This window comes from Morganella sp. BCCO 40_0007, assembly GCF_032989665.1.
GTDB lineage: Bacteria > Pseudomonadota > Gammaproteobacteria > Enterobacterales > Enterobacteriaceae > Morganella > Morganella sibonii.
The window spans coordinates 138,532-163,354 of record NZ_JAVBIN010000014.1; the positions used below are offsets into that span (position 1 = coordinate 138,532).

Genomic DNA, 24,823 nt, shown 5'->3' on the forward strand with positions numbered 1-24,823 from the left:
CCCCGCACATCTGTACGGGGCCGGTAAGACATAATTATTTTTTCAGTTCAGCCATGTAGCTTAACGGAATGGCCGCATACATTGCCGCACAGGTCACCAGGTGATCTTTCCATGTTTTTTCGTTTGGTGCGTGTGCTTCAGGCTCTTTACCCGGACCAAAACCGATGACCGGAATGCCGTGACGACCCATGATAGAAACACCGTTGGTGGAGAAAGTCCACTTATCTACAACCGGCTCTTTATTGAACAGGCCGCGGTAAGCGCGATCCAGCGTCTTCACGGTGAAGTGATCTTCTTCCACTTTCCAGGTCGGGAAGTAGCACTCTGTCGGATAGACCAGACCGGTCCAGGACGCACGCTCATAGGTGTACATAGACACGACGCCTTTCGCGGCTTTGACTGCCGGTAATGCGCGGATTTCGTCCAGTGCGCCTTCCCAGGTTTCGCCCCAGGTCAGACGGCGGTCGATAGAAACCGCACAGCTGTCAGCAACGGCACAGCGGCTTGGTGAGGTGTAGAAAATTTCAGAAACAGTCAGTGTGCCCTGGCCGAGGAAATCATCGTGTGCCAGACGTTTTGACAGCTCCTGCAATTCGCCCAGAATCGGTCCCATTTTGAAGATAGCGTTATCACCGCGCTCCGGTGCGGAGCCGTGGCAGCTGATCCCCGGAACATCAATGCGGATTTCCATACGGCCGCGCTGGCCGCGGTAAATCTGACAGTCTGTCGGTTCGGTACTGACCACGAATTCCGGTCTGATTTTGTCCTGCTCGATAATGTACTGCCAGCACAGACCGTCACAGTCTTCTTCCTGAACGGTCCCGGTCACCAGCAGGGTGTACTGATCTTCCAGACCTAAGTCTTTGATAATTTTACCGGCATAAACCATCGATGCCATGCCGCCTTCCTGGTCAGACGTACCGCGTCCGCCGATGATTTCATCGTTTTCCATACCTTCGTACGGGTCGAATTCCCAGTTTTTGATGTTACCGATACCGACGGTATCGATATGCGCATCCATTGCGATCAGGTGCGGGCCGTGACCGATATAGCCCAGAATGTTCCCCATCGGGTCGATATCCACTTTATCAAAACCGACTTTTTCCATCTCTTCTTTGATGCGGTGAATCACGCGTTTTTCATCACAGCTTTCGCTGGGAATTGCCACCATATCGCGCAGAAAGCGGGTCATGTCTTTTTTATAGTGTTCAGCTTTTTTGACAATTTCATCGAACGGGATTTGCTTAGCCATGTTTCAATACTCCAATTAGTTAATATTTCTGCGCCGGGTTTTTACCTTCCCAGACAACTTCACGGTAATGTTTGGTATCTGTATCACCTTCGGTATTGATCACGAGGATGACGGAATCACTGTTCAGGCCGAGTTTTGCCATCAGTTCCGCACGTTCCGGATGATAGTTAACCGCCGCCAGCACACCGAGACCGACGGCGCCGGATTCACCGGAAATCACACGGTGGTCTTTGCCGTACGGGTTACCGAGGACACGCATGCCGAGGGCGGCCACCGCATCTTCACAGGAGATAAACTGTGTTGCGCAGTTACGCATCAGATCCCAGCCGATAGGGTTCGGCTCGCCGCAGGCCAGACCGGCCATGATGGTGGCCATATCACCGCCGACATTGACGATTTCGCCTTTCAGGCTGGAGCGGTAGAGGCAGTCAGCCAGATCCGGCTCGACGATAATAGAATGCAGATCTTTTGCCCCGAACTCATCGACCAGATAGCCCAGCACGCCGCCGGCCATCGCACCCACACCGGCCTGTAACAGCACGTGGGTCGGACGCTGAATCTTCATCTCTTTCATCTGGGCAACGGCTTCGGCAGCCAGCGTGGTATAACCCTGCATAATCCAGGTCGGGATCTTGGTGTAACCTTCACAGGCGGTATCCTGAACCACGAGCCAGCCGTGTTTTTTGGCATTTTCCATGGTGAGACGGACGGTATCGTCGTAGTTCATGTCTGTGACGATACACTCCGCCCCGAGGCCGGTAATGTGATCCACACGTTCCTGTGCTGAGCCTTTCGGCATATACACCACTGCTTTCTGACCCAGAGCGCGTGCCGCCCAGGCCACACCACGGCCATGGTTGCCGTCAGTGGTGGTGGCGAACGTCATTTTTTCAGTCAGGGTGTTTTTGAGTTTCTCGAAAGAGAAATCATCAATATCCATGTTGTACTTTTCGCACAACAGATGGGCGATGGCATAAGAGCCGCCCAGAATTTTGAATGCATTCAGATCAAAACGCTGTGACTCATCTTTCACCAGGATGCTGCGCACGCCGAACAGAGCGGCGAGATCGGTCATGTCATACAGTGGCGTCGGATGGTAACCCGTAATTTTCTCATGAAACTTCAGCGCTTTATGTGCTTCTTCACGGGAAAAAAGCGGGGAGTGTTTACCGTTGAAATAACGGTTATCTGAAATATCTAACTTCAGTGAGAAGACAGACATAGAGCCTCACCTCATATCATCGGGAAAATAACCCGGCCGGTGACGGCCGGGCTCCGGATTTATAAAATACGTTTACGTGCGTTTTTCAGCAGCTGCTCAAGAACCAGGGCCGGCTGCGGGAATTTGCGGGCCAGAATCATGGCGGAGATGATATACGGCTTCCAGCTGGCTTCTTTGTAAGTGGCGATACGGTATTTTTCGAATACGGCTTCTTCCACTTCGCCTTCCTTACAGGAAACGCCGGTGATATCCGCAGGCAGACAGTGCATGTACAGCGCTTCGCCGCCTTTGGTCAGCTTCATCATCTCTTCAGTGCAGTGCCAGTCTTTGTGGTTGGCGTTCTGTGCCAGGCAGCGCTGCTCAAGGGCTTTCAGGCCGTCATGGTCATTGGCGCGCAGCAGTTCGGTACGGGTTTCCATGACTTTGTAAGGCGCCCAGGATTTCGGATACACGATATCCGCATCTTTGAACGCTTCTTCCATGGAGGTGACTTGTTTAAAGCTGCCGCCGGACTGTCTGGCGTTATTTTTCGCCACATCGATAACGTCAGGGATCAGGTCATAACCTTCCGGATGCGCCAGGGTGACATCCATACCGTAACGGGTCATCAGACCGATGATGCCCTGCGGTACAGACAGTGGTTTACCGTAGCTTGGTGAATACGCCCAGGTCATGGCGATTTTTTTGCCTTTCAGGTTTTCCAGTGAACCGAAGTGCTCACGTAACCAGGCCAGGTCAGCCATAGACTGTGTCGGGTGGTCGATATCGCACTGGAGGTTAACCAGTGCAGGACGCTGCGGCAGTACGCCTTCTTCAAAACCTTCATCCAGTGCCGCGCCCACTTCACGCATATAGGCGTTACCGGCGCCGAGGTACATATCATCACGGATACCGATAGCATCCGCGCAGAATGAAATCATATTGGCCGTTTCACGTACGGTTTCACCGTGGGCAATCTGTGACTTACCTTCGTCGAGGTCCTGCTGGGCCAGGCCGAGCATATTCAGTGCAGAGGCATAAGAGAAACGGGTACGGGTGGAATTGTCACGGAAAACAGAGATGCCGAGGCCATTTGTGAATACGTTGGTTGCGATGTTATCGGCACGCAGCCCTTTCAGTGCGGCTGCAATATCAAGCACCATCGTCAGTTCATCCTGACTCTGTTCCCAGGTAAGTAAAAAATCCTTCTGATGAAGATTCGATTTCAGTCTGGCGATATCTTTCAATAATTCATTAACGTTTTTCATCTTTAAATCCTATGTGAAATGGCCGGTGACAATTGAATATGCAGTGAGAAGAAGGCATTTCTGCATGTGTACTGTGACTATTAACAATAAGCATGCCAAATCAGCCGGAATGATCTGCCGGGGGTGAAACGCAGGGCGAAATCGGGAGGGTGATCACAATTATCAGGGCGTAATGACCTGTTTATGTGTGACAAATACGAATAAATCTTATTTTCATCAGCGGCGAAAAGTCACCGGAGTCAGACCGGTGAGAGAGCTGAACCACCGGAACCGGGGCCAGAATGATAAACAGCCGGGCGGATTTATCATATTGATAAAATAGAGTGACGGAGATTCCAGTTTCATTATCAAATCTGAAGAAAAGTGTGATTTTTGTACATACGTTGGAGTTTCGGTGATAAAAATCTGGCAGTCTCGTGCTATCAGCGGGTGGTAATTCAGCCTGTTGATAAATAACTATAATAAAATCATTAAATTGTCGCGTTATGTACTTTCTTTTAGTTATGTCGTTTTAAGAGCATAGGAAGTCGTAAGCATGATTACTGAAAAATCACTATCTGTACTGATGCAGATACAGCCGACGATTGTTCACTTCAGCAAGATGCTCGCCAGTGTGTTACAGCTTGATGTTGAAATCGTTGATGACAAACTGACAAGGATTGCCGGAACGGGGCTGTTTAACCAGCACCTCGGACATCGTCTGACCAATAATTCCCAGCTGCTCCGCTATGTGCTGGACACCAAAAAAGAAAAGATCGTCACGCACTCCTGTTTTGATCCGCTCTGTATGAATTGTGCGGATAAAGATAACTGCAAGGAGAAAGCGTTTATCGGTACACCGATCATTTTTCAGGATCGCTGTATCGGGGTTATCAGCCTGGTGGCCGTCACATCCGAACAGCAGGAGCGTATCCGGGATAACATCCATGACTTCTCGGATTATGTGCAGCATATTTCCAATATTTTTGTTGCCAAACTGCTGGATGAGCAGGAAGGACGTAATGCCTCGCAGAAGGTATTACTGAGCCTGATAGAGTTTATGGATCAGGGCGTTCTGATCCTGGATGAGGCAAATCACCTGAAATTTGCCAATCCGCATGCTCTGAAAATCCTCAGTGTCCCGTACGAGAAGATTTCCGGCAAAACCATTGCCATCCGCCCGCTGACCTATTTCAAAAGTCTGAACCGCGGGCATTTGCAGCATATTGTCTCCTGGGAAGGGGAGAGCAATATTATTATCGGGCAGCTTCATGTGGTTAACGGCTGTCAGATGTTCCTGATGGCGTTCCATCAGTCTCATGCGGCGATTGATATGAATGAAGTGCGCCGCGATGAAAACGGATTGATGATTGAACATCTGGTCGGGGAATCCGAGCCTATCCGTCAGCTGAAACACCTGATTTCCCGTGTGGCACCCAGCCCGTCGAGTATTCTGGTCACCGGCGAAAGCGGCACCGGAAAAGAAGTGGTGGCACGGGCGATTCACAAACTGAGTAACCGCAGTGAAAAACCGTTTATCGCCATCAACTGTGCGGCGATACCGGAGCAGTTACTGGAAAGTGAATTATTCGGCTATGTGAAAGGCGCCTTTACCGGTGCATCCGCCAACGGAAAACAGGGTTTGATCCAGGCAGCGGATAAAGGCACGCTGTTCCTTGATGAAATCGGCGATATGCCGCTGATTGTTCAGGCAAAATTATTACGTGCGATAGAATCACGTGAAGTGCAGCCGATTGGCTCAAGCCGGACAATTCCGGTGGATATCCGGATTGTTTCCGCGACCAACCAGAATCTGGAGCAGTTTGTCAGCGAAGGCAAATTCCGCGAGGATCTCTATTACCGCCTCAATGTTATCCCGATTGCCCTGCCGCCGCTGCGTGAGCGTTACGGCGACGTGGAACTGCTGGTGCACCATTTCCTCAATGTGCATACCAAGCGCCTCGGCCTGGTGTATCCGGGGATTTCGGATGAAGTGATGGCGGTCATTAATGCATGGCCGTGGCCGGGTAACCTGCGTGAACTGAGTAACCTGATGGAATATCTGGTTAACGTGGTGCCGCCGGGAGAAGTGATTGATATTTCGCTGCTTCCGCCGAACTTCGCCAGACATGCGGGACAGATGATAAGCGGGACGGCCGCACCGGTTCAGAATACCGGGGATATCCACCGCAGTGAAATTACCATTCCGGTCAGAAGCGTACCTGCGGCAGCAGCGGATGAGGACCCGGCACTGCACGGGGAAACCATGCTGGAAGAGATGGAAAAACAGATGATCCGCGAGGCACTGCAACGCTATGACAATAAACGTCAGGCGGCAGAAGAACTGGGGATCGGTATCGCCACGCTGTACCGGAAGATTAAAAAGTACGAGTTATCCGCCGGGTAGCAGTAAGCGGAAGAAAAAATGTGTGCCAAAGCCGCACGGAAGTTACCGTGCGGCTTTTTTGTATCAGATAACGGTCATGATCTGCTCTTCCGGCAGACGGGATTTCGGCAGTGCGGCGTTAAAGTCATCCTCTTTGCGGTAACCGAGCGACACAACAGCCACCGGTGCCAGCCCTTTGGCAGACAAACCAAATTCGGTATCCAGGGTATCAAAATCCATCCCTTCCATCGGAACGGCATCCACACCCAGTGCGGACGCACCCAGCAGTAATGTCCCCATGTTCAGGAAAACCTGTTTTGCCGCCCAGTGCGGCAGATCACCGAGTGTCTCTTTATGGAGATTAACAAAGAAAGTCCGGCCGCCGTTATTCATGGCTTTGTGCTCCGGCGTGGCGTAACGGCCGTCTTTGTCTTCCTGCTCCAGCACGCTGTTCATATAAGCTTCATCAACATCTGTTTTTGCGCACAGCAGCACAACGTGAGAGGCATCAGTGATTTTTGCGGTATTAAACTCAAAACCCGGGCGGGTGGATGCCGCGATCCGGTTTTTTCCTTCCTCACTGGCCGCAATAATAAAATGCCACGGCTGGATATTGACGCTGGACGGACTGTAGCGCAGCAATGTCTTGATACTGTTCATTACCTCATCACTGATTTTTTTCGCCGGATCGAATGATTTGGTGGAATAACGCTGCATTACAGCCTGAGTGATGGTCATGATGACGTCCTTATAAGGTAATTTACATTAATAGGCGCAATGATAAACTACGATATGTTTTTAACAAGTACGTACATTTTTGGTATATAGGTACAAAATGGATACTGTCAGAAAGACGCGTTATGAATCGTATGCCTATGAAGCCTGCCCGGTTGAGGCAACACTGGAAATGATGGGCGGAAAGGGCAAGGGAATGATCCTTTACCATCTGATAAGCGGCACCAAACGCTTTAACGAGCTGAAACGGCTCCTGATATTTATTACCCCGCGTATGCTGACAAAACAGTTACGGGAGCTTGAGATGGCGGGGCTTGTCCACCGTAAGGTCTATGCGGAGGTGCCGCCGAAAGTGGAATACAGCCTGACAGACGCCGGGCAGTCGCTGGTGCCGATATTACTGATGCTGAAAAGCTGGGGGGAAGAGCATGCTCTGCCGGTACTTTTACAGCAGCAGACACCGCAACCCTGACGCCGGGCGCGGTATCTGTTTTCTGCGGTTTACTGATTCCGCTGGAGTTTATCTGCCGCATCGGCAACCATCTGATAACCGGTGCAGCGGCACAGGTTACCGGCCAGGCCGTGGCGGATCTGACGGATGGTCAGGGTCTGCCCTTTGTGTTTTTCCAGCAGAGCGGTGGTCATCATAATCAGGCCCGGGGTGCAGAACCCGCACTGTACTGCGCCGCCGTCCGCATATGCCTGCTGTACCGCAGACGGTTTCCCGTGTTTCATCTCACCTTCGGCGGTACGGATCTGTTTACCATCTGCCCAGACCGCCAGATAGAGGCAGGTATCCACCGCGATACCGTCGATAAGCACCGTACAGGCACCGCATTCACCGACAGAACAGCCGTGTTTGACACTGATAAGCCCCTGTTCACGCAGGACGTCCGATAACCGTGCCGCCGGTGATACTGTCAGTTCCCGTAACTGGCCGTTCAGTGTGCAGCTGATGGTTTTCCATTCTTTGATATTCATGCGATTTTTTCTCCCGTACGTTCAGCCGCGGCGCGGATCACCCGTTCGCTCAGGACACGGATCAGGTGTAAACGGAACTCTTTTTCTGCCCGCCACGAAGTACGCGGGGCGACATCCTGCTCAATGGCCTGACTGACAGCTTTCAGGGTGTCTGCGGTGACCGGTTTCCCGATCGCGGCCGCTTCCGCGTGTTCACAGCGGACCGGCGTCGGTGCCGCAACACCGAAAGCAAGGCGCAGTTCCTCAAAACGTCCTTCTCTGATATCACACAGCGCCGCGCAGTTAATGGTGGCGATATCCATCGCGCCGCGCATGGCATATTTGTAAGCGGCAGAGCCCTTATTGCGGTAATTCTCCGGTGAAAAATGGAACGCAATCAGCAGTTCACCCGGTTCAAAGGCCACTTTTCCCGGCCCGGTATGGAAACCGCGCAGCGGTCTGCGGCGGATGCCGTCCGGGGTTGCGATTTCCAGTTCTGCCTGATAAATCAGTGACGGGCAGGCGGAGTCACCGCTGGTGGCGCCGTTACAGATATTGCCGCCGTAAGTGGCAACGTTGCGGATCTGCGGTCCGGCAATCGTGGCTGCGGCTTCACTCAGCGCCGGCAGACACTGATTGATCACCGGGCTGTCAATCAGTTCGGAGAAGGTGGTTGCGGAGCCGATGCGGATATGTCCCGCCTCATCACAGCTGATCCCGCGCAGTTCCGGTAAATCATGGATATCAACAATATGACGGAAGCGTTCATTGAGGTGATGAAGCTGGATCAGCACATCCGTTCCGCCCGCCAGCAGTCTGGCCTGCGGATTGTCCGTCAGCAGTGAGACTGCGTGTGCGATACTCTCCGCGCGGTGATACGTTTCAAAATCATACATGGCAGTTACCCCCTGATTAGTCCGGCATTGACAAATTCCCGGTACAGCCGTTTTGGTGTCAGCGGGATAGTATTGACAGAAATCCCCGTCGCCATGCGCAGGGCATTACGGATAGCGGCCGCCGGTGAAATAATCGGCGGTTCGCCCAGGGATTTATGGCCGTAGGCGGACTGCGGCTCGTAGGTTTCGACAAACCCGCACTCCAGATCCGGCAGGTCAACCATGGTCGGCATCTTGTAGTCGAGCAGGTTCGGGTTATGGACAACCCCGGATTTTTCGTTGATCAGCATCTCTTCAAACAACGCCCAGCCAATCCCCATTCCCATCCCGCCGTGAACCTGGCCTTCTGCCAGCTGCGGATTCAGAATACGGCCGGAGTCGTGCATATTAATGATCCGGTTAATGGTTATCTGACACATCGGAATATCCACGGTGATATCCACAAAGGTACAGCCGAACGCCGGCGGGTTGGTCTGTGTTTTGTGAGAGGATTCGGCAGAGAGCTGACCACCGATCTCCTGATGATAAAAACTGTGCATGGCCACTTCCGCGACGGTGGTGACAACCACATCCGGCTGTGCCTCAAGCACCACATTGCCGTTAAGAATCGTCATATTAAAGGCGGCCTGATGTGTCATCAGCGAGGCGTGATCGAGAATTTTCTGCCGCAGTGACAGCGCCGCTTCTTTCAGTGCCGGTGCGGTGACATAACTCTGCCGTGACGCGAAGGCGCCGGGATCAAACGGGGTGATATCGGTATCCTGGGTGGAGATCATCTGAATGGTACTGACCGGCACACCAAGGGTTTCCGCCACCATCTGTGAGAACACGGTATCCGAGCCCTGACCGATCTCCGTTGCGCCGACCTGCACATTGATATTACCGTCCTGGTTCATCAGCAGACGGGCACTGGCGATTTCCACGCCGACCGGATAGGTATTGGACGAATAACTGAAGCAGGCCACGCCGACTCCCCGGCGGATATCCCCGCGTGTTGCCAGTGCTTCCGCTTTGCGTTCATCCCAGCCGAACAATTCTTTACCGCGCTCCAGGCACTCAACCAGCCCTGCACTGTAAATGGTTTTTTTATTAACCGGATTACAGTCTCCTGACCGTGCCGCATTGCGCAGACGGATATCCACCGGGTCGATATTCAGCTGTGCGGCGGCATCATCCATCAGGCATTCGAGAGCAAACGTGACCTGCGGGGCGCCGTAGCCGCGCATTGCCCCCGCTGACGGGTAGTTGGTATAGACGGTGGCGGCGGAATAGCCGTAGTCGCAGCGCGGATAAAGATACGGGATCTTATTACCGCCGGCGGCGGCAATTGAGTGTCCGTGAGAGGCATAGCCGCCGGTATTGGACAGCACATCAAGATGATAGCCGTTCAGGGTGCCGTCAGCGGTCAGTCCCATTTCCGCATCGATATGAAAGGCGTGACGGGTGCGGGAGGCAAAGAAACACTCTTCGCGGCTCAGTTCCACTTTCACCGGAATACCGCCGAGTTTCAGGGTCAGCCAGGCTGCCATCGGCTCTTCCAGCACATCCTGTTTGTTGCCGAATCCCCCGCCGATATAAGGCTTAATCACCCTGATATGCGACCACGGTATATCCAGCGCCTGACCTGTCACACGGCGGACAATGTGCGGGATTTGTGTGCTCGACACCACGGAAATCTTATTATCCGCCTCCTGCCAGGCATAACAGGTGACGCCTTCCATATGGCAGTGCTGGACAACCGGGGTATCAAAATGGCCGCGGAACTGAAACGGCGACCGGCCGACCGTTGCTCTGGCACTCTCCGCATTGATGGCAGTGCGTTTCAGCAGGTTACCGCTGCTGTGGATTGGCGGGGCATCTGCGGCCAGCGCCGCTGCCGGTGAGGTGATAACCGGCAGTTCGTCATAAGTGACGCTAACAAGCGCCGCCGCTTTTTCGGCGGTCAGTTCATCGCGGGCAACCACAATCGCCACACCATCACCGTGATGGCGCACATGGCGGTTCAGCAGCAGGCGGTCTGCCACATCCCGTTTAGACGGCTCCAGGGACCAGGCGTGACCGGCGGTGGCGAACGGGATCTGCGGTACGTCATCACAGGTAAATACCGCGACCACGCCCGGCATGGCCAGCGCCCGGGAGGTATCAACGGAGGTCACTGTCCCGTGAGCAATAGTGCTGCGGACATATTTGGCGTAGTGCATACCCGGCATCGGCAGATCATCCGTGTAGCGCGCCCGCCCTGATGTTTTGCTCAGAGCATCAACGCGCAGGTACGGTGTACCCAGCACGCGTTTTCCGACTGCTTCAGACATTATTATTTCTCCGGTTTCAGGAAAAAGTAAGCATGTACAAAAACAAGCAATAAATACGCCAGCAAAGAGAAAAACAGTAAGTTATCGGGGGATTTGTGACTGAGGTAAAAAAAATAAGAGGAGCGGGCAGGGAACAGCGGATTTTCCTGCCGGTCTTTCTCTCATATTGAGAGAAATATATATCTGAATTGATAATTTCGGGAGGACTGAGAAGCAGAATGATAATTTACAGTTTGATAGTGTTACTAATCATATTATGTGTAATAAACCTGATAAATTCTGTCACTTTTTAATTATGAAGAGATAATAGATTGCTAAGAAAATAATGATAGTAATCAGCCTGAAAAAGGAACTGAATCCCGCTCGCATAATTGAAAAAAAGAGAATCCATAACAGGATAATTCATTTATACTTCTGCAAATCATCTCGGATAACAGCCGGTTATCTGTTTATTCTGTAAGTGTCATTTTATTTTCGTATTTACAGAATAGTTGTCTGCGGCTGTTAATCGATTTTATCCGTGAATAAGATATAATGCCGCTTCCGGTACAATTATGCCCCTATTCTTTTTCTGACATACGGATACCGGTTGATACTTATTTTTAAGAATTGTTACAGGCTGTCCGGTAAATGTCCGGGACGGTTTTGTACAGTAAACTGACTAATTTATGTTCTCGGCCTGTGATAAACAGACAGGCAGAACAGAATAATAACGACGCCAAATCGTTGACGCTGACAAGCGCGGAAATTCAGATTGTGCGGCTGCAGTAAGGTGTTCGGATAACAAAAAACGAATAGTTCAGACTCGCCCGCGACGTAGTGTATGTTACATAAGCCTGAGTTGTGACACGTCAGAGTTTATTTTCCCAGGCTCTGGCTATACAATTGGTGCCTATTTTTGCACAACGCAGCAGTGGCCAAATTATTTCTCTAAGGTGAAACTATGTTATCCAAGACAGCACTGAACAAAATGGCGGGGATACTCCTGTTAGGAGGCGTTGTAACCCTGTCCGGCTGTTCATTAATGACACCCCCTGCGCCGAAGCCTGCGGCACAACCGGTTCAGCCGGTAATGCAGGAGCCGGTGAGAACAACAGCACCTTTGCCAAAACCTGAATTACAGCAACCTTCCGGACAGATTTCGCCTGAGCTGAGTATGTGTGTCAAAGAACTCGATTCGCTCAAAACTATCTCTCCGAAAGATTACAGTCAGATGGTCGCCGGTTTCAGTGAAATCAGCCAGATCAACAGGCTGTATCGTCAGCTCGAAAGAACCGCCAGCCCGGATACGCTTAAATTACTGAAAATGTCGATTGAAGCGAAAACCAAAGTGATGTGCGCGCAGGTTCGTTATTATTCTGTTCTGTCTATTGAGAATACCCTGGAGAAGGTTAACGGGTTATGAGACTGAACATTAGGTTGTGTATTACTGTCGCGTTATTTGCGGCAGTGCAACCGGCAACTGCATCTGAATTTAATCAGGTTATCGAAGATTTTGACCGTTATATTCAGACTGAAAACGAATCAGGCAATTTTCCGGTATCAGTAAAGCAACCTAACAGGCAACCCGAAAGACGGGTTACACCGGCAGTAAAAAAGGCAGGGAAAGCCACTCAGTCACAGCGTAAGCGCGAACGTAGTACCGTCCGCACAGAAAAACGCACGGTTTCATCCGTGCAGGAACGCAGCACAACGACCCCGGTATCCGTACCGGCACAATGCGAAACCATTGTGGTCAGGGAACCGGTTGTTGTGACAAATCCTGTTCCGGTCGGATATCCGCAGTGGTCACCGGCTTATCTGATTCGCGACAGTCAGAAATGGAGCGGGAAACACCGGGGGTTTGTGTTCTCACCTGTTCCCGGCCGTATGACCTCCTCACTGACACTCACACCGGAAGTCCTGTTTGCCGTCCTGGGTGAACCTTTCCGTTCAATGACGTATTTCTCTGATTTACCGCTGACGGTTGCCCGTGTGCTGGAACCGCAAACCTGGTTTATCCCGTCGGACCCGCAGAAAAAACTGCGTATCACCCGCCTGAAACTACAGGATGTGAAACGCGAGCTGGCGTCATTGAACGAAAAGTACCGGAATGTTCAGCGTGATTATGAACAGGCCCTCGCCGATATTGCGAAAAAAGAGACAGAACTGAAAAGTCTGACTCTGGCAAACAATGAGTTACAGGCTGCGGCACAAGGGAATAACGCCAGCCTTACCGCAGAGCTGGAAAAAAACCGGAAAACCATTGATTCACTCAATCAGCAGATAAGTGAAAACCTGGCGCGTCATGGTCAGGCGGAAAGTCAGGTGACGGTTCTGACATCAGAAAAAGCAGATCTGGAAAAACAGATCGCGGCACTGAATCAGGAAAAAGTGCAGTCAGATAAAAATCTCGCACTGCTGGCAGACAAAAATGCTGATATGGCAAACGTTATGCGCAAGCTGGCTGATCTGGAAAAACAGCTGACACAGCGGGATGCGGAAAAACAGCAGCTGAATGATAAGATTCTCGCGCTGACCGGCGAAAACAGTAAACAGAGTAATGCACTGAAAAAAGATCTGGTCACACTGACATCAGAAAAAGCGGATCTGGAAAAACAGATTGCGGCACTGAATAAAGAAAAAGCGCTGTCAGATAAAAACCGTGCACTGCTGGAAGATAAAAATGCCGATATGGCAAAAGTGGCGCAGAAGCTGACTGAGCTGGAAAAACAATTGAAAGATCAGGATGCGGAAAAACAGCTGCTGACAGCAAAACTGCAATCTCAGGAAACGGAAAACAGCAAACAGTCGGCGGATCTGAAAAAACAGATCACGACGCTGACAACGGATAAATCCGCGCTTGAAAAACAGATTGCACAGCTGGATTCAGAGAAAAGCCAGGCAGAGAAAAACCTCGCACTGCTCGCGGGTAAAAATACCGATCTTGCAAAAATTACGCAACAGCTGACGGCTACAGAAGATAAGCTGAAACAAAGCGATGCGGAGAAAAATGCGCTGGCTGCACAACTGGCAGTGCAGGGTAACGACAGTACAAAACAGGGTGCGGAACTGAAAAAAGTTCTCGATGGCCTGACGGCAGAAAAAGCCGCACTGGAAAAACAGATCACAGCACTGACGGCAGATAAAAGCTCAGCTTCAGCTAAAAATACAGAACTGCTGAATGTAAAAACCGCAGAAATGCAGAAAGCCGCAGTACAGATTGCTGAGCTTGAAAAGCAGCTGAAAACCGCTGAGGCAGAAAAACAGCTGGCCGCGCTTGAATTATTGCAAAAAACGACCGATAACCAGCAACTGAATACACAACTGCAAAAAAATCTGACGGCACTGACCGCAGATAAAGTGGCGCTGACCGGGCAAATCTCCCGGCTGACAGAAGCGCAGGCACAGGCTGAGAAAAATATTGCGCAGCTGAGTAATAAAAATGCAGATATGGCAAAAATGGTTCAGCAGCTTAATGCGCTGGAACAGCAACTGAAACAGCGTGATGCAGAAAAACAGAAACTGGCAGATCAGCTGGCAAATCAGAATAAAGACGCAGCAGCACAGAGCGATAAGCTGAAAAAAGAACTCAGCACGCTGGCCGCTGATAAAACGGCACTGGAAAAACAGATCTCACAGCTGGACGCCAAAAATAGCGGTAATGCAAAATTAACCGCTCAGTTGCAGACACTGGAAAAAGAATTACAGCAGCGTGAAGCGGATAAGCTTAAGCTGACGGCTCAGTTACAGAGCAGTGAGGCGGATAATATCCGTCAGCGGGATAATCTGAAAAAAGAAGTGTCCGTACTGACAGTGGATAAAGCGACACTTGAACAAAAAATTGCGCAGCTGACGGCGGATAAACAATTATTGTCGTCAAAAGTATCCGGTTCAGATAAAGAGAATAGTGCTGTTCAGGATGATAACGCCGGGCTGAATAAAAAATTAGCCGCAGAACAGCAGCGGACCGCTCAGCTGGATAAAGCGTTAAAAGAGAAAACGCAGCAGATTGAAGCTATGGCGAAATCAGATGCGGAATTAACCAGGCTGAATGCTCAGCTTGATAGTCAGAAAAAATTGCTGGCAGATAAAGATGCTGAACTCACCAAAGCCACTGCGAAGCTGAAGGAAAATGCGGATCTCTCAGCAAAATATGCAGCATTACAGAAAGAAATAGATAAGCAGAAAGCGGTTGTCAGTACACAGCGGACTGAAAATACCAATCTGAATACGCAGATTGCAAAAGCAGAAGAAAAGAATAAAGCTGTGGTCGCTTATACTAATCAGCAGGTTGGTGAGCTGAATAAACGGAAAAATCAGGAATTGGTTGCCCGGCTGGAGCGGCAGAATTACGCTAAAATGACGCCGAACGTGTATTACCGCATCACCAAACAGGGACAAAAATATAAGGCCCTGAAAGATAAAACTATCACGTTTGCAATGCATGAAGAGTTAACTAACGGTAAAGTGACGGTTTCGCATCCTGTAAACGCACCTGCGGTTATCCCGTTCAATGAATTACCGGGTGATCTGGCAAAATTCGTTGCTCTTGTGGGAGCCGGCGGCTCTGTGGACGTTTATATTAAACCGGAAGGGGGCTATGGTGTTGAAGGTATTGCAGGACAGGTCCCGCCGAACTCAATGTCTATTATCAAACTGAATGTGCTGAAAATAGAATAATCCGGTAACTATGTAAATACTGAAAGCATCCTGCAACGGATGCTTTTTTTATAGAGAATGATTGCAGAAAAGAAGACAATACAGGAAATAACAGCGAAGGTATCATTGTTGCTGATCAGTAACGTCAGCATAAATGTACTCAGAAGAGAAGGGGATAAACAGAGAGAGTAATTTCAGGCAGGGTATGGCATCTTTTTACTTACCACGAGGGCAGAGTACATTGCATCCTATTTGTAACAAAATATTAAAATGAGTACATTAACATTAAATTCTGTTAATTAAGTTTTATATCTTTATCGCAGCCTTTCATAGCTCATTATATCCGGCTTTCCGGAATATGTGACTACCAGTATGTGTTATTAATATTTGAGCAAGACCCTGGTGGATCATCACTATATTACAAATTGTCACTAATGGTAACAAAGTTGTAATCCGGAATGTGGTAACAATGAAACTCTGTATTAACAGTGAAGCATCAGAAGCAGCTAAGTAAGCAAAAAAAAGGTAAAATCATCGGTATTTTTATTAACTACAAAAATGAAATATATAAGGCATCATAAAACCGGAAATACTCAGACTGAATCTGAATAGTTTTTATAAAAATCATATTCCTGAACCAGCTGCGGTAATGATTTAATGCGCAGTTTGGTATACATATTAGAACGATGTACTTCAACAGTACGCGGAGACAGTGACAATTTCTGAGCCGCTTCTTTGCTGGTATTTCCTTCCAGAATCATATCCATGACTTCTTTTTCACGGGCGGATAACTTACTGAATTTATCCTTAAGGCGCTGATAGGTATGGTATTTATTGAGACTTTTTTCATACTGATGAAACGCATCGTGAATTGCATTAACTAACAACTCAGAGTTAATTGGTTTTTTGAAAAACTCCAGAATACCGGCTTTAAATGCCCGGCGGCAGGTTTCAAAAGACGGATAGGCCGTGATGACAATGACCGGGATAATACTTCTCAGACGTTTAAGTTCATCGATAAGATAGAATGCTTCAGCAGATGATTCTCCGACCTCCAGAATAATACATTCACGGGCATGTTCTTTTGGTGTATTGATGTAATACTTCAGAAAAGTCTGCTCAGATGAATAAGATTTTACTTCGCAATTCATATCGTCAAGCATAAAATTGATATTGTTGCTTGGCAAATCCGCACAATTGATTAAATGGATAACAGCATCCATAAGTTACTCCTTAATTAAAATAGAAAACAGAAATAAAGTGATATTAATGGATAAAAATAAGGGAATAATTACTTAAGCTTATCTACAAAAATTTTGAGTATTGTAGATAAAATAACGTCGATAAAATGTTTAAATGGATAAGTAAATTTCATTGCTTAATCGGTGTGTTTTGGAGCAGTAAAGCCACAGCAATGTAGTGGTTTTTTTATTTTATCTTTATAAAATAAAGGGTTAAATTCATTTTCGTATCGTTTCATTTAGGGTTTAACAGGACTTTTTATGAAATAAACATTTACATTTGCCCTTGGGGTTAAAGACGTAATATGTTATAAGTGTCAGTTCATGTTTTTCTTTTTTTCTTACTACAGAACAAACACTTATTTTCTACTGACAATAATATGGCATCACTGAAAGATGTTGCCCGGATGGCATCAGTCTCACTGATGACTGTTTCAAGGGCGATAAATAATCCTGAGTTACTGAAGCCTGAGACGTTGAAACAGGTTCAGCATGCTATTGATGTTCTGAATTATGTGCCGGATTTATCAGCCCGTAAAATCAGAGGTAAAAATACAAATTTGTCATGCGTGGGTGTATTAGCAATCGGTACAGCCTCAGCACCATTTTCTGTCGAAATACTGCTTGCTATTGAACAGTGTGCAGAAAAATACGGCTGGGACAGTTTTGTTGTTAATATTCCGTCCGGAGATGAACTGACCCGCGCGGCCCGCCAAATTCTTTCCCGCCGTCCTGACGGTATTATTATCACCGGTGCACAACTCTGTGAGATAAACATCCCTGAGTTACTCCGCGATAAAAAACTGGTATTAACAAATTGCTTTGACCCCGGTAACCGCGTATTACCGGCCTATATTCCGGATGACTACCATGGCCAGTATGATGCGACTGAATATCTTATTCAGCGGGGTTACCGCCGTCCGCTTTGTCTCTGGCCGCCTGCAGAATGCCTTTCATCCGGTTTGCGCCGGGATGCGGTTCAGCATGCGTGGCTGAATGCGGGGTTGTCAGTCAGTCAGTTAATCCAGCACAACATGGCATTATCCGATATCCATTACCGGGATGTTGTAACACTGATAGATCATTACACGGAAGGTAACTCTCCGTTATTTGACTGCATTATCTGCGGTAATGACCAGATAGCCTTTGTGGCGTATCAGGTGTTATTAACCCGCGGTATTTCTATTCCGGAACAGGCCGGTGTCCTCGGCTTTGAAAATATGGCCGGCACAGGTGAATTTTTTTATCCCCCGCTGACAACTATCCGCTCTCCGTATCACCTGCTGGGTGAAACGGCGGCACTGCATCTTATTGAAGAACGGGAACCATCCGGGATGACTTATGTCCCCTGCCGGATACTCAGCAGAGATTCTCTCTGACACTCCGGTGTCTCCGTTATCCTTTCTCTTTTTTTACCTGCATTTGCCTGTTCCCGTTTGGTTAATTTTTTTAATTAACCCAAAGGGGGCTGCCGGAGAAAATCAGTGCACTGCTATTTTTGCAATTACGGATTTATCTGTTGCTTTGAGCGCAACATTAAGTATTAATCCCGCTCCGGCTAAACACAAAACTTTTAATTGCATACTTTAATGTTGTTTCTTTGTTTTTGGCGACAAAAGAGTTGGTTATTATTACTTATCTCTTAATGTTAACGTTAAAATAATCAATTAAAAAAAGGAAACGACATTTTTCAGAGACAAAGCTACCGCACGAAAAATTTTTCAATCTCCGGAGGTAAATGTCTGATGTGTTACTCTGTTTGTCATTAAAATGAACATTAAATGATTATTTATCTTTTATCATCAATACATTATGAATGACTCTGATTTTAAGGGTATAAAAAATCAGGGGATCTATCTAGCTATAACTACTCAAAGTTAACGTTAACATCAAATATTAGGAATTATACCCAAAAACAGACTGTTAATAATACTTATTATGTTAACGTTACCAGTGTGAAAATCAAGCGAAATTGATATTTCATAGTTATATCTGCGTGGTAAATGTATCAGTCCCGGTGAATATAATATGACGTGTCCGGAGTCAAACTGAAGCAGGTAATAAATTGAGCAGGCTCATGGGATTTTTAAGGCAGGGGGGTATGATAACCATAACATAATGATAAACAGGACTGGCTGAACCATGTTTTTACGATCCGGCGCAATGCTGGCGATTTTTTCTTATTTTCTCTGGGGGATCACTCCGCTTTTTTACCGCCTGCTGCCCGGTGCGCAGCCCGCAGAGTTGTTATCCCAGCGTGTTCTCTGGTCAATTCCGCTGCTATTGTTTGTTCGTGTCTTTTTAAAAAACCGTAGCCGGATAAAAGCGGTATGGGAGGATAAGCGTTCATTGCTTCTCTGTTTGCTCAGTACCAGTGTGATGGCGATATCCTGGTGCACATTTACCTACTCAATGACACATGATTTGGTGCTGGAAGCCAGTATGGGGTATTTCATTACGCCGCTGTTTTCTATTTTACTGGGCGTGACTTTCCTGCATGAACGACTGAAACCGGCAGAAAAAACGGCTCTGATTTTTGTCTGTGCCGGTGTCGGTTATCAGCTTTATCAGTATGGCAGCCTGCCGAAACTGGCACTGATAATGGGATCCGCTTTTGCGCTTTACGGGTTTATCCGCAAATTTATCCGCTATGATCTGACAACCTCACTGCTGATTGAAAGCCTCTGGCTGCTGCCGGTGGCGATTGTACTGTATTTCTGGCCGGCAGGCAGCGGAACGGGTACGTTCAGCACAGCGGATACCTTTACCCGCATCTGCTTTATTCTGACAGCCCCCGTCACACTGCTGCCGCTGCTGTTCTTCACGGCGGCGGTGCGTTCCACCACACTGACGACGATTGGCCTGGCACAGTATCTGGAGCCGACCATTCAGTTCCTGCTGGCGGTATTCCTCTTTAATGAGCATTTTGATTCCGTGAAAGGTGTCAGTTTCTCATTAATCTGGCTGGGATTACTGTTTTGTATTCTGTCGCTTATCCGTCATCACCGGAGAAATACGGCCAAAGCTGCTCTGGGGATACGATCCCGCCGATCACTGTGATGGCCGGCTATCTGCTTATTTCGTGACTAAGGCAAACGATTGCGTATATAATGGCGCGCAATTTTCCGGTATTCATGAACAGGTGACAGTGATGACAACATTAGGTACGGCATTACGCCCGGGTGCAACAAAGGTGATGTTGCTGGGTGCAGGTGAACTGGGTAAAGAAGTGGCGATTGAGTGTCAGCGCCTCGGTATTGAGGTGATCGCGGTGGATCGTTACGACAACGCACCGGCGATGCATATCGCGCACCGCCGCTATGTGATCAATATGCTGGATGGCGCGGAACTGGAAGCGGTTATCCGGAAAGAACAGCCTGATCATATTGTGCCGGAAATTGAAGCCATTGCGACAGACACGCTGTACCGGCTTGAGCAGGAAGGCTTTCATGTTGTGCCCTGTGCCAATGCGGTAAAACTGACGATGAACCGTGAAGGTATCCGCCGCCTGGCCGCAGAAGAGCTGGGGCTGATGACATCAGAATACCGTTTTGCTGATGATGAGGCGTCTTTTATCCGTGCCGCCGGTGAAATCGGATTTCCCTGTATTATCAAACCGGTGATGAGTTCATCGGGTAAAGGGCAGAGCATCATCCGTGATGAAAGTACACTGCATGATGCCTGGCTTGCATCCCAGGAGGCGGGACGTGCCGGTAAAGGGCGGGTTATTGTCGAGCGGATGATTGATTTTGATTATGAAATTACCCTGCTGACTGTCCGTGCGGCAGATGGTGTGCATTTCTGTGCGCCGGTCGGTCATCGTCAGGAGCGCGGGGATTACCGTGAATCCTGGCAGCCGCAGGCCATTCCGGAGACGGTTCTGGCGCGGGCGCAACAGGTGGCGGCGACGATCGTTAACGGCCTGGGCGGCTATGGTTTGTTTGGTGTCGAACTGTTTGTCCGCGGTGAGGATATCATTTTCAATGAAGTGTCCCCGCGCCCCCACGATACCGGACTGGTTACACTGATTTCACAGAATATTTCTGAATTTGCCCTGCATGTGCGGGCGTTTCTCGGATTACCGGCCGGAGAGATAATTCAGTACCGTCCGGCAGCCTCAGCGGTCATTCTGCCGTCACTGAGCAGTGATGATGTCCGTTACAGCGGGCTGGAACAGGCTCTTACAGGGACAGTGCAACTGCGTCTGTTTGCCAAACCGGCGATTGACGGTCACCGGCGCATGGGCGTGGCGCTGGCACTGGCACCGACCGTGCAGGAAGCGGTGGCGGCGGCAAAACAGGCTGCGGCGTCGGTGGTCGTCACCGGCTGACCGGGGTAATATCGGTGATGGCCTTCCCGTATATATAAGGAGGAAGGCATCACAGACCGTGGTCAGGCAGAGGAATAACCGATGAAATGCAGAATACCGGGAATCGTATTTGTGATGTTGCTGCCGCTGACCGCGTTTGCCGGTACGGATGTGCAGGCTGAAAAAGCCCGCGGCTGGGTGCGGGCACATACGGAAAACCCTGACGATGCGGATAATTGTTTCAGGCCGGAAAATCCGTATCAGCTCTGTCTGTATCAGGATAAGAAGAGCTACGGCTTTCATTTTAAGGATGTCTTGCTTCAGGAGCCTTATGAGCCGTATTTTTTCGATAACGGGCCGGATTATGCGTCAGAAGGGCGATACAGGATAAAGATCGGCGATAAAATCGGCTTCGCGGACAGCGTAACCGGGAAACTGGTGATTCCGGCGATTTATGACTGTGCGCATCCTTATAAGAATGGTGTGGCTGAGGTCGGTGTGCGCTGTGTGACAAAAGGGGACGGCGAACACTCCTGGTGGACCGGCGGCCGCTGGTTCCGTATCGATACCAATGGCCTGATCACCGGATTTGACCGGACGCCCCTCCCGTTATGACGGGCTGCCGTAACGGCGGCGCGCGAGAATACGCAGCCGCCGGCTGTGCAGAATATAGGTCACCAGCAGAATAAAGGCGATCACACTCCAGACAATGATTTCACCGTAACGCGCACCGAAGTCTGCAATCTGCGCTTTTCCCGGATTATCCTTCTGATAATAAACACCAATCGTGCCATTTTCGCACTGCGTCTGACATAACAGATGATCCGGTGAGGTAAATGTCACGATTTTATTATCCGCCGTCACGAATTTCACCACCGGCCAGCCAACCAGCTGCTGCCCTGAACGGGTATCACGCACTTCTGTTTTCAGGTAACCGGTTATCTGCCCGTCCGCATAGACATCGTTCTGCTGTGTCTGCCATGTCTGATAAATGATAAAGCCGGCCAGAAAAAGCACACTGAACGTCAGCAGGCGGAGAACACGCTGAAACAGCATATTACGTTGTGTCTGCTTATCGGCATAAGCACGGAGATTGCCGGAAGGTGTGCCGGATTTTTTAGTCATATCGGTTACGGTCTTCTGTCGGTTTCTGGTCATAAATTACGGAGAAAAACGGATAAAAGCACAGTTTCATAAAAAATTAACAAAAAGCATTAAAAAATTTAAAAAACATAACGTTAACCCGATCACAAATTTTACCGCCCCGGGGGACGGATAAAACCGCCCGGCGGCAAAAAGTGACCGCTTAATCGGCTATATAACCGCTTACGGGATAATCCCCGTTTCCCGCCTTGATTTTCCTATCATAAAACACACTTGCAGGAAGTTTCTATTTTATTCGGGCTGAAACACTTTTTCCGTACGGATACGGATCATTTTGATTATCACAGTCACATTTAAGGTGCGTTATGAACTCTAATCGCTTATTTAAGCACATACCCTGGTTTATCCTGGGGATTATAGGTGCTTTCTGTCTCGGCGTTGTGGCTTTACGCCGCGGCGAGCATGTCAGTGCATTATGGATCATTGTTGCATCGATATCAGTCTATCTGGTGGCGTACCGCTACTACAGTCTGTATATCGCAACAAAGGTTATGAAACTGGACCCGACCCGGTCAACACCGGCGGTTATCAATAATGATGGTCTGAACTATGTTCCGACTAACCGTAACGTTCTGTTCGGTCACCACTTTGCCGCGATCGCCGGTGCGGGTCCGTTAGTCGGGCCGGTACTTGCCGCGCAGATGGGGTATCTGCCGGGCACACTCTGGCTGCTGGCCGGTGTGGTACTGGCAGGGGCGGTACAGGACTTTATGGTGCTGTTTATCTCCTCGCGCCGTAATGGTGCATCTCTGGGTGAGATTGTTAAAGAAGAGATGGGAAGCGTGCCGGGCACTATCGCGCTCTTCGGCTGTTTCCTGATTATGATCATCATCCTCGCCGTGCTGGCCCTGATTGTGGTGAAAGCACTGGCAGAAAGTCCGTGGGGTGTGTTCACCGTCGTATCGACCGTACCGATTGCCCTGTTTATGGGGATCTACATGCGCTATCTCCGGCCGGGACGGGTTGGTGAAGTGTCTGTCATCGGTATTGTGCTGCTGGTTGCCGCTATCTGGTTCGGTGGCGTGATTGCCGCAGATCCGTACTGGGGCCCTGCACTGACCTTTAAAGATACCACGATCACCTATGCACTTATCGGTTATGCGTTTGTTTCCGCACTGCTGCCGGTGTGGCTGATTCTGGCACCGCGTGACTACCTGGCGACCTTCCTGAAAATCGGGGTTATCGTCGGTCTGGCAGTGGGTATCGTAATTCTTAACCCTGACCTGAAAATGCCGGCAATGACACAGTTCGTTGACGGAACCGGTCCGGTCTGGAAAGGTGCTCTGTTCCCGTTCCTGTTTATTACCATTGCCTGTGGTGCGGTTTCCGGCTTCCACGCCCTGATTGCATCCGGTACCACACCGAAACTGCTGGCCTGTGAAACTGATGCCCGCTATATCGGTTACGGCGCCATGCTGATGGAATCCTTTGTGGCGGTGATGGCGCTGGTTGCAGCATCCATTATCGAACCGGGTCTCTATTTTGCGATGAACACCCCGCCTGCCGCGCTGGGTATCACCATGCCGGATCTGCATAACCTCGGCACCGCTGATGCACCGATGATCATGGCGCAGCTGAAAGATGTGACCGCGCAGGCCGCGGCAACAGTCAGTTCCTGGGGCTTTGTTATCTCGCCGGAAGAGATTTTACAGACCGCCAAAGATATCGGTGAGCCGTCTGTCCTCAACCGTGCGGGTGGTGCACCGACACTGGCGGTCGGTATCGCGCATGTGTTCCACAAAATCATTCCTGCGGCGGATATGGGCTTCTGGTATCACTTCGGTATCCTGTTTGAAGCACTGTTTATCCTGACCGCACTGGATGCGGGTACCCGTTCCGGACGCTTTATGCTCCAGGATCTGCTGGGTAACTTCGTTCCGTTCCTGAAGAAAACTGACTCCTTCATTGCCGGTGTGATCGGTACTGCCGGTTGTGTGGGTCTGTGGGGTTATCTGCTGTATCAGGGTGTGGTTGATCCGCTGGGCGGCGTTAAGAGCCTGTGGCCGCTGTTCGGTATCTCCAACCAGATGCTGGCCGCTGTTGCACTGGTTCTGTCCACCGTTGTCCTGATTAAGATGAAGCGCAGCAAATATATCTGGGTAACCACTATCCCTGCGGTATGGCTGCTGATTTGTACCACCTGGGCGCTGGGCCTGAAACTGTTCAGTGACAACCCGCAACTGGAAGGTTTCTTCTGGCTGGCAAGCGAGTACAAACGCCGCATCGCGGAAGGCGGGGCATTAACCCCTGAACAGGTTGCCAATATGCAGCACATCGTGGTGAATAACTACACCAACGCAGGGCTGAGTATTATCTTCCTGGTCGTTGTGTACAGCATCATCTTCTACGGTATCCGTACCGCGATGAAAGCAAGCAAAAATCCGGAACGTACTGACAGCGAAACACCGTATATTCCTGTTCCGGAAGAGGGAATTAAAGTCTCCTCCTCACACTGATAACAGCATGCAGTAACGCTGAA

Annotated in this window: 18 protein-coding genes; 9 read left to right on the plus strand and 9 right to left on the minus strand. The window is 49.5% G+C overall.

Annotated features, from left to right (window positions below; all coding sequences use genetic code 11):
- Nucleotides 1-34: 34 nt before the first annotated feature.
- From R5268_RS17195 to ygeW, 3 genes are read right to left on the minus strand one after another with little or no spacing between them, the layout of a single operon-like run.
- Nucleotides 35-1,252: a YgeY family selenium metabolism-linked hydrolase gene (locus tag R5268_RS17195; RefSeq protein WP_046892061.1), complete on the minus strand. Its 1,218-nt coding sequence runs from the start codon at nucleotides 1,250-1,252 to the stop codon at nucleotides 35-37.
- A gap of 19 nt (nucleotides 1,253-1,271) precedes the next feature.
- A complete protein-coding gene (gene dpaL / locus R5268_RS17200) occupies nucleotides 1,272-2,474 on the minus strand; it encodes a diaminopropionate ammonia-lyase (RefSeq protein ID WP_107679446.1) in 1,203 nt (400 codons plus the stop codon).
- A gap of 59 nt (nucleotides 2,475-2,533) precedes the next feature.
- On the minus strand, nucleotides 2,534-3,721 hold the full coding sequence (gene ygeW / locus R5268_RS17205) for a knotted carbamoyltransferase YgeW (RefSeq protein ID WP_046892063.1): 1,188 nt from the start codon (nucleotides 3,719-3,721) through the stop codon (nucleotides 2,534-2,536).
- A 535-nt stretch (nucleotides 3,722-4,256) separates the two neighbouring features.
- On the opposite strand from ygeW, the gene R5268_RS17210 reads away from it, so the two are divergent.
- Nucleotides 4,257-6,107 (plus strand): sigma 54-interacting transcriptional regulator, encoded by a 1,851-nt coding sequence (locus R5268_RS17210; RefSeq protein ID WP_182107446.1) that lies wholly within the window; start codon nucleotides 4,257-4,259, stop codon nucleotides 6,105-6,107.
- Between the two features lie 63 nt (nucleotides 6,108-6,170).
- Here R5268_RS17210 and nfsB read toward each other — a convergent pair whose 3' ends face one another.
- Nucleotides 6,171-6,824 carry an oxygen-insensitive NAD(P)H nitroreductase gene (nfsB, locus tag R5268_RS17215; RefSeq protein WP_214222318.1) on the minus strand — a complete coding sequence of 218 codons (654 nt, stop codon included), beginning with the start codon at nucleotides 6,822-6,824 and terminating at the stop codon, nucleotides 6,171-6,173.
- A 97-nt stretch (nucleotides 6,825-6,921) separates the two neighbouring features.
- Here nfsB and R5268_RS17220 point away from each other — a divergent pair, with 97 nt between their 5' ends.
- Nucleotides 6,922-7,293, plus strand: coding sequence for a winged helix-turn-helix transcriptional regulator (locus tag R5268_RS17220; RefSeq protein ID WP_052927114.1), 372 nt, complete (start codon nucleotides 6,922-6,924; stop codon nucleotides 7,291-7,293).
- A gap of 29 nt (nucleotides 7,294-7,322) precedes the next feature.
- On the opposite strand, the gene xdhC is transcribed toward R5268_RS17220, so the two are convergent.
- Genes xdhC through xdhA form a run of 3 tightly spaced genes read right to left on the minus strand, consistent with a single transcriptional unit; the run spans nucleotide 7,323 to nucleotide 10,989 of the window.
- Nucleotides 7,323-7,802 (minus strand): xanthine dehydrogenase iron sulfur-binding subunit XdhC, encoded by a 480-nt coding sequence (gene xdhC, locus R5268_RS17225; RefSeq protein ID WP_054425041.1) that lies wholly within the window; start codon nucleotides 7,800-7,802, stop codon nucleotides 7,323-7,325.
- Nucleotides 7,799-8,677, minus strand: a complete 879-nt coding sequence (gene xdhB, locus R5268_RS17230) for a xanthine dehydrogenase FAD-binding subunit XdhB (RefSeq protein WP_046892068.1) — start codon at nucleotides 8,675-8,677, stop codon at nucleotides 7,799-7,801. The genes xdhC and xdhB overlap by 4 nt, the downstream gene beginning before the upstream one ends.
- Before the next feature lie 5 nt (nucleotides 8,678-8,682).
- Entirely contained in the window at nucleotides 8,683-10,989 is a 2,307-nt protein-coding gene (xdhA, locus tag R5268_RS17235) for a xanthine dehydrogenase molybdenum-binding subunit XdhA (protein ID WP_317419915.1), read from the minus strand.
- Between the two features lie 943 nt (nucleotides 10,990-11,932).
- On the opposite strand from xdhA, the gene R5268_RS17240 reads away from it, so the two are divergent.
- Together R5268_RS17240 and R5268_RS17245 are read left to right on the plus strand one after the other, a co-directional pair.
- Nucleotides 11,933-12,394 carry a hypothetical protein gene (locus R5268_RS17240; protein ID WP_046892070.1) on the plus strand — a complete coding sequence of 154 codons (462 nt, stop codon included), beginning with the start codon at nucleotides 11,933-11,935 and terminating at the stop codon, nucleotides 12,392-12,394.
- On the plus strand, nucleotides 12,391-15,651 hold the full coding sequence (locus R5268_RS17245; protein ID WP_317419917.1) for a hypothetical protein: 3,261 nt from the start codon (nucleotides 12,391-12,393) through the stop codon (nucleotides 15,649-15,651). The genes R5268_RS17240 and R5268_RS17245 overlap by 4 nt, the downstream gene beginning before the upstream one ends.
- 572 nt (nucleotides 15,652-16,223) lie before the next feature.
- Here the strand turns inward: R5268_RS17245 and R5268_RS17250 are convergent.
- On the minus strand, nucleotides 16,224-16,853 hold the full coding sequence (locus tag R5268_RS17250) for a response regulator transcription factor (RefSeq protein WP_046892072.1): 630 nt from the start codon (nucleotides 16,851-16,853) through the stop codon (nucleotides 16,224-16,226).
- Between the two features lie 398 nt (nucleotides 16,854-17,251).
- Here R5268_RS17250 and R5268_RS17255 point away from each other — a divergent pair, with 398 nt between their 5' ends.
- From R5268_RS17255 to R5268_RS17270, 4 genes are all read left to right on the plus strand, one after another.
- Entirely contained in the window at nucleotides 17,252-18,250 is a 999-nt protein-coding gene (locus tag R5268_RS17255) for a LacI family DNA-binding transcriptional regulator (protein ID WP_317419920.1), read from the plus strand.
- Between the two features lie 763 nt (nucleotides 18,251-19,013).
- Entirely contained in the window at nucleotides 19,014-19,931 is a 918-nt protein-coding gene (rarD, locus tag R5268_RS17260; protein ID WP_218455077.1) for an EamA family transporter RarD, read from the plus strand.
- A 91-nt stretch (nucleotides 19,932-20,022) separates the two neighbouring features.
- Nucleotides 20,023-21,201 (plus strand): formate-dependent phosphoribosylglycinamide formyltransferase, encoded by a 1,179-nt coding sequence (gene purT / locus R5268_RS17265; protein WP_317419921.1) that lies wholly within the window; start codon nucleotides 20,023-20,025, stop codon nucleotides 21,199-21,201.
- Between the two features lie 81 nt (nucleotides 21,202-21,282).
- On the plus strand, nucleotides 21,283-21,795 hold the full coding sequence (locus tag R5268_RS17270; protein WP_317419923.1) for a WG repeat-containing protein: 513 nt from the start codon (nucleotides 21,283-21,285) through the stop codon (nucleotides 21,793-21,795).
- Here R5268_RS17270 and R5268_RS17275 read toward each other — a convergent pair.
- Entirely contained in the window at nucleotides 21,790-22,305 is a 516-nt protein-coding gene (locus R5268_RS17275) for a DUF3592 domain-containing protein (RefSeq protein ID WP_107679436.1), read from the minus strand. The genes R5268_RS17270 and R5268_RS17275 overlap by 6 nt on opposite strands.
- A 344-nt stretch (nucleotides 22,306-22,649) precedes the next feature.
- On the opposite strand from R5268_RS17275, the gene R5268_RS17280 reads away from it, so the two are divergent.
- Entirely contained in the window at nucleotides 22,650-24,800 is a 2,151-nt protein-coding gene (locus R5268_RS17280) for a carbon starvation CstA family protein (protein ID WP_107679435.1), read from the plus strand.
- Nucleotides 24,801-24,823: the final 23 nt, after the last annotated feature.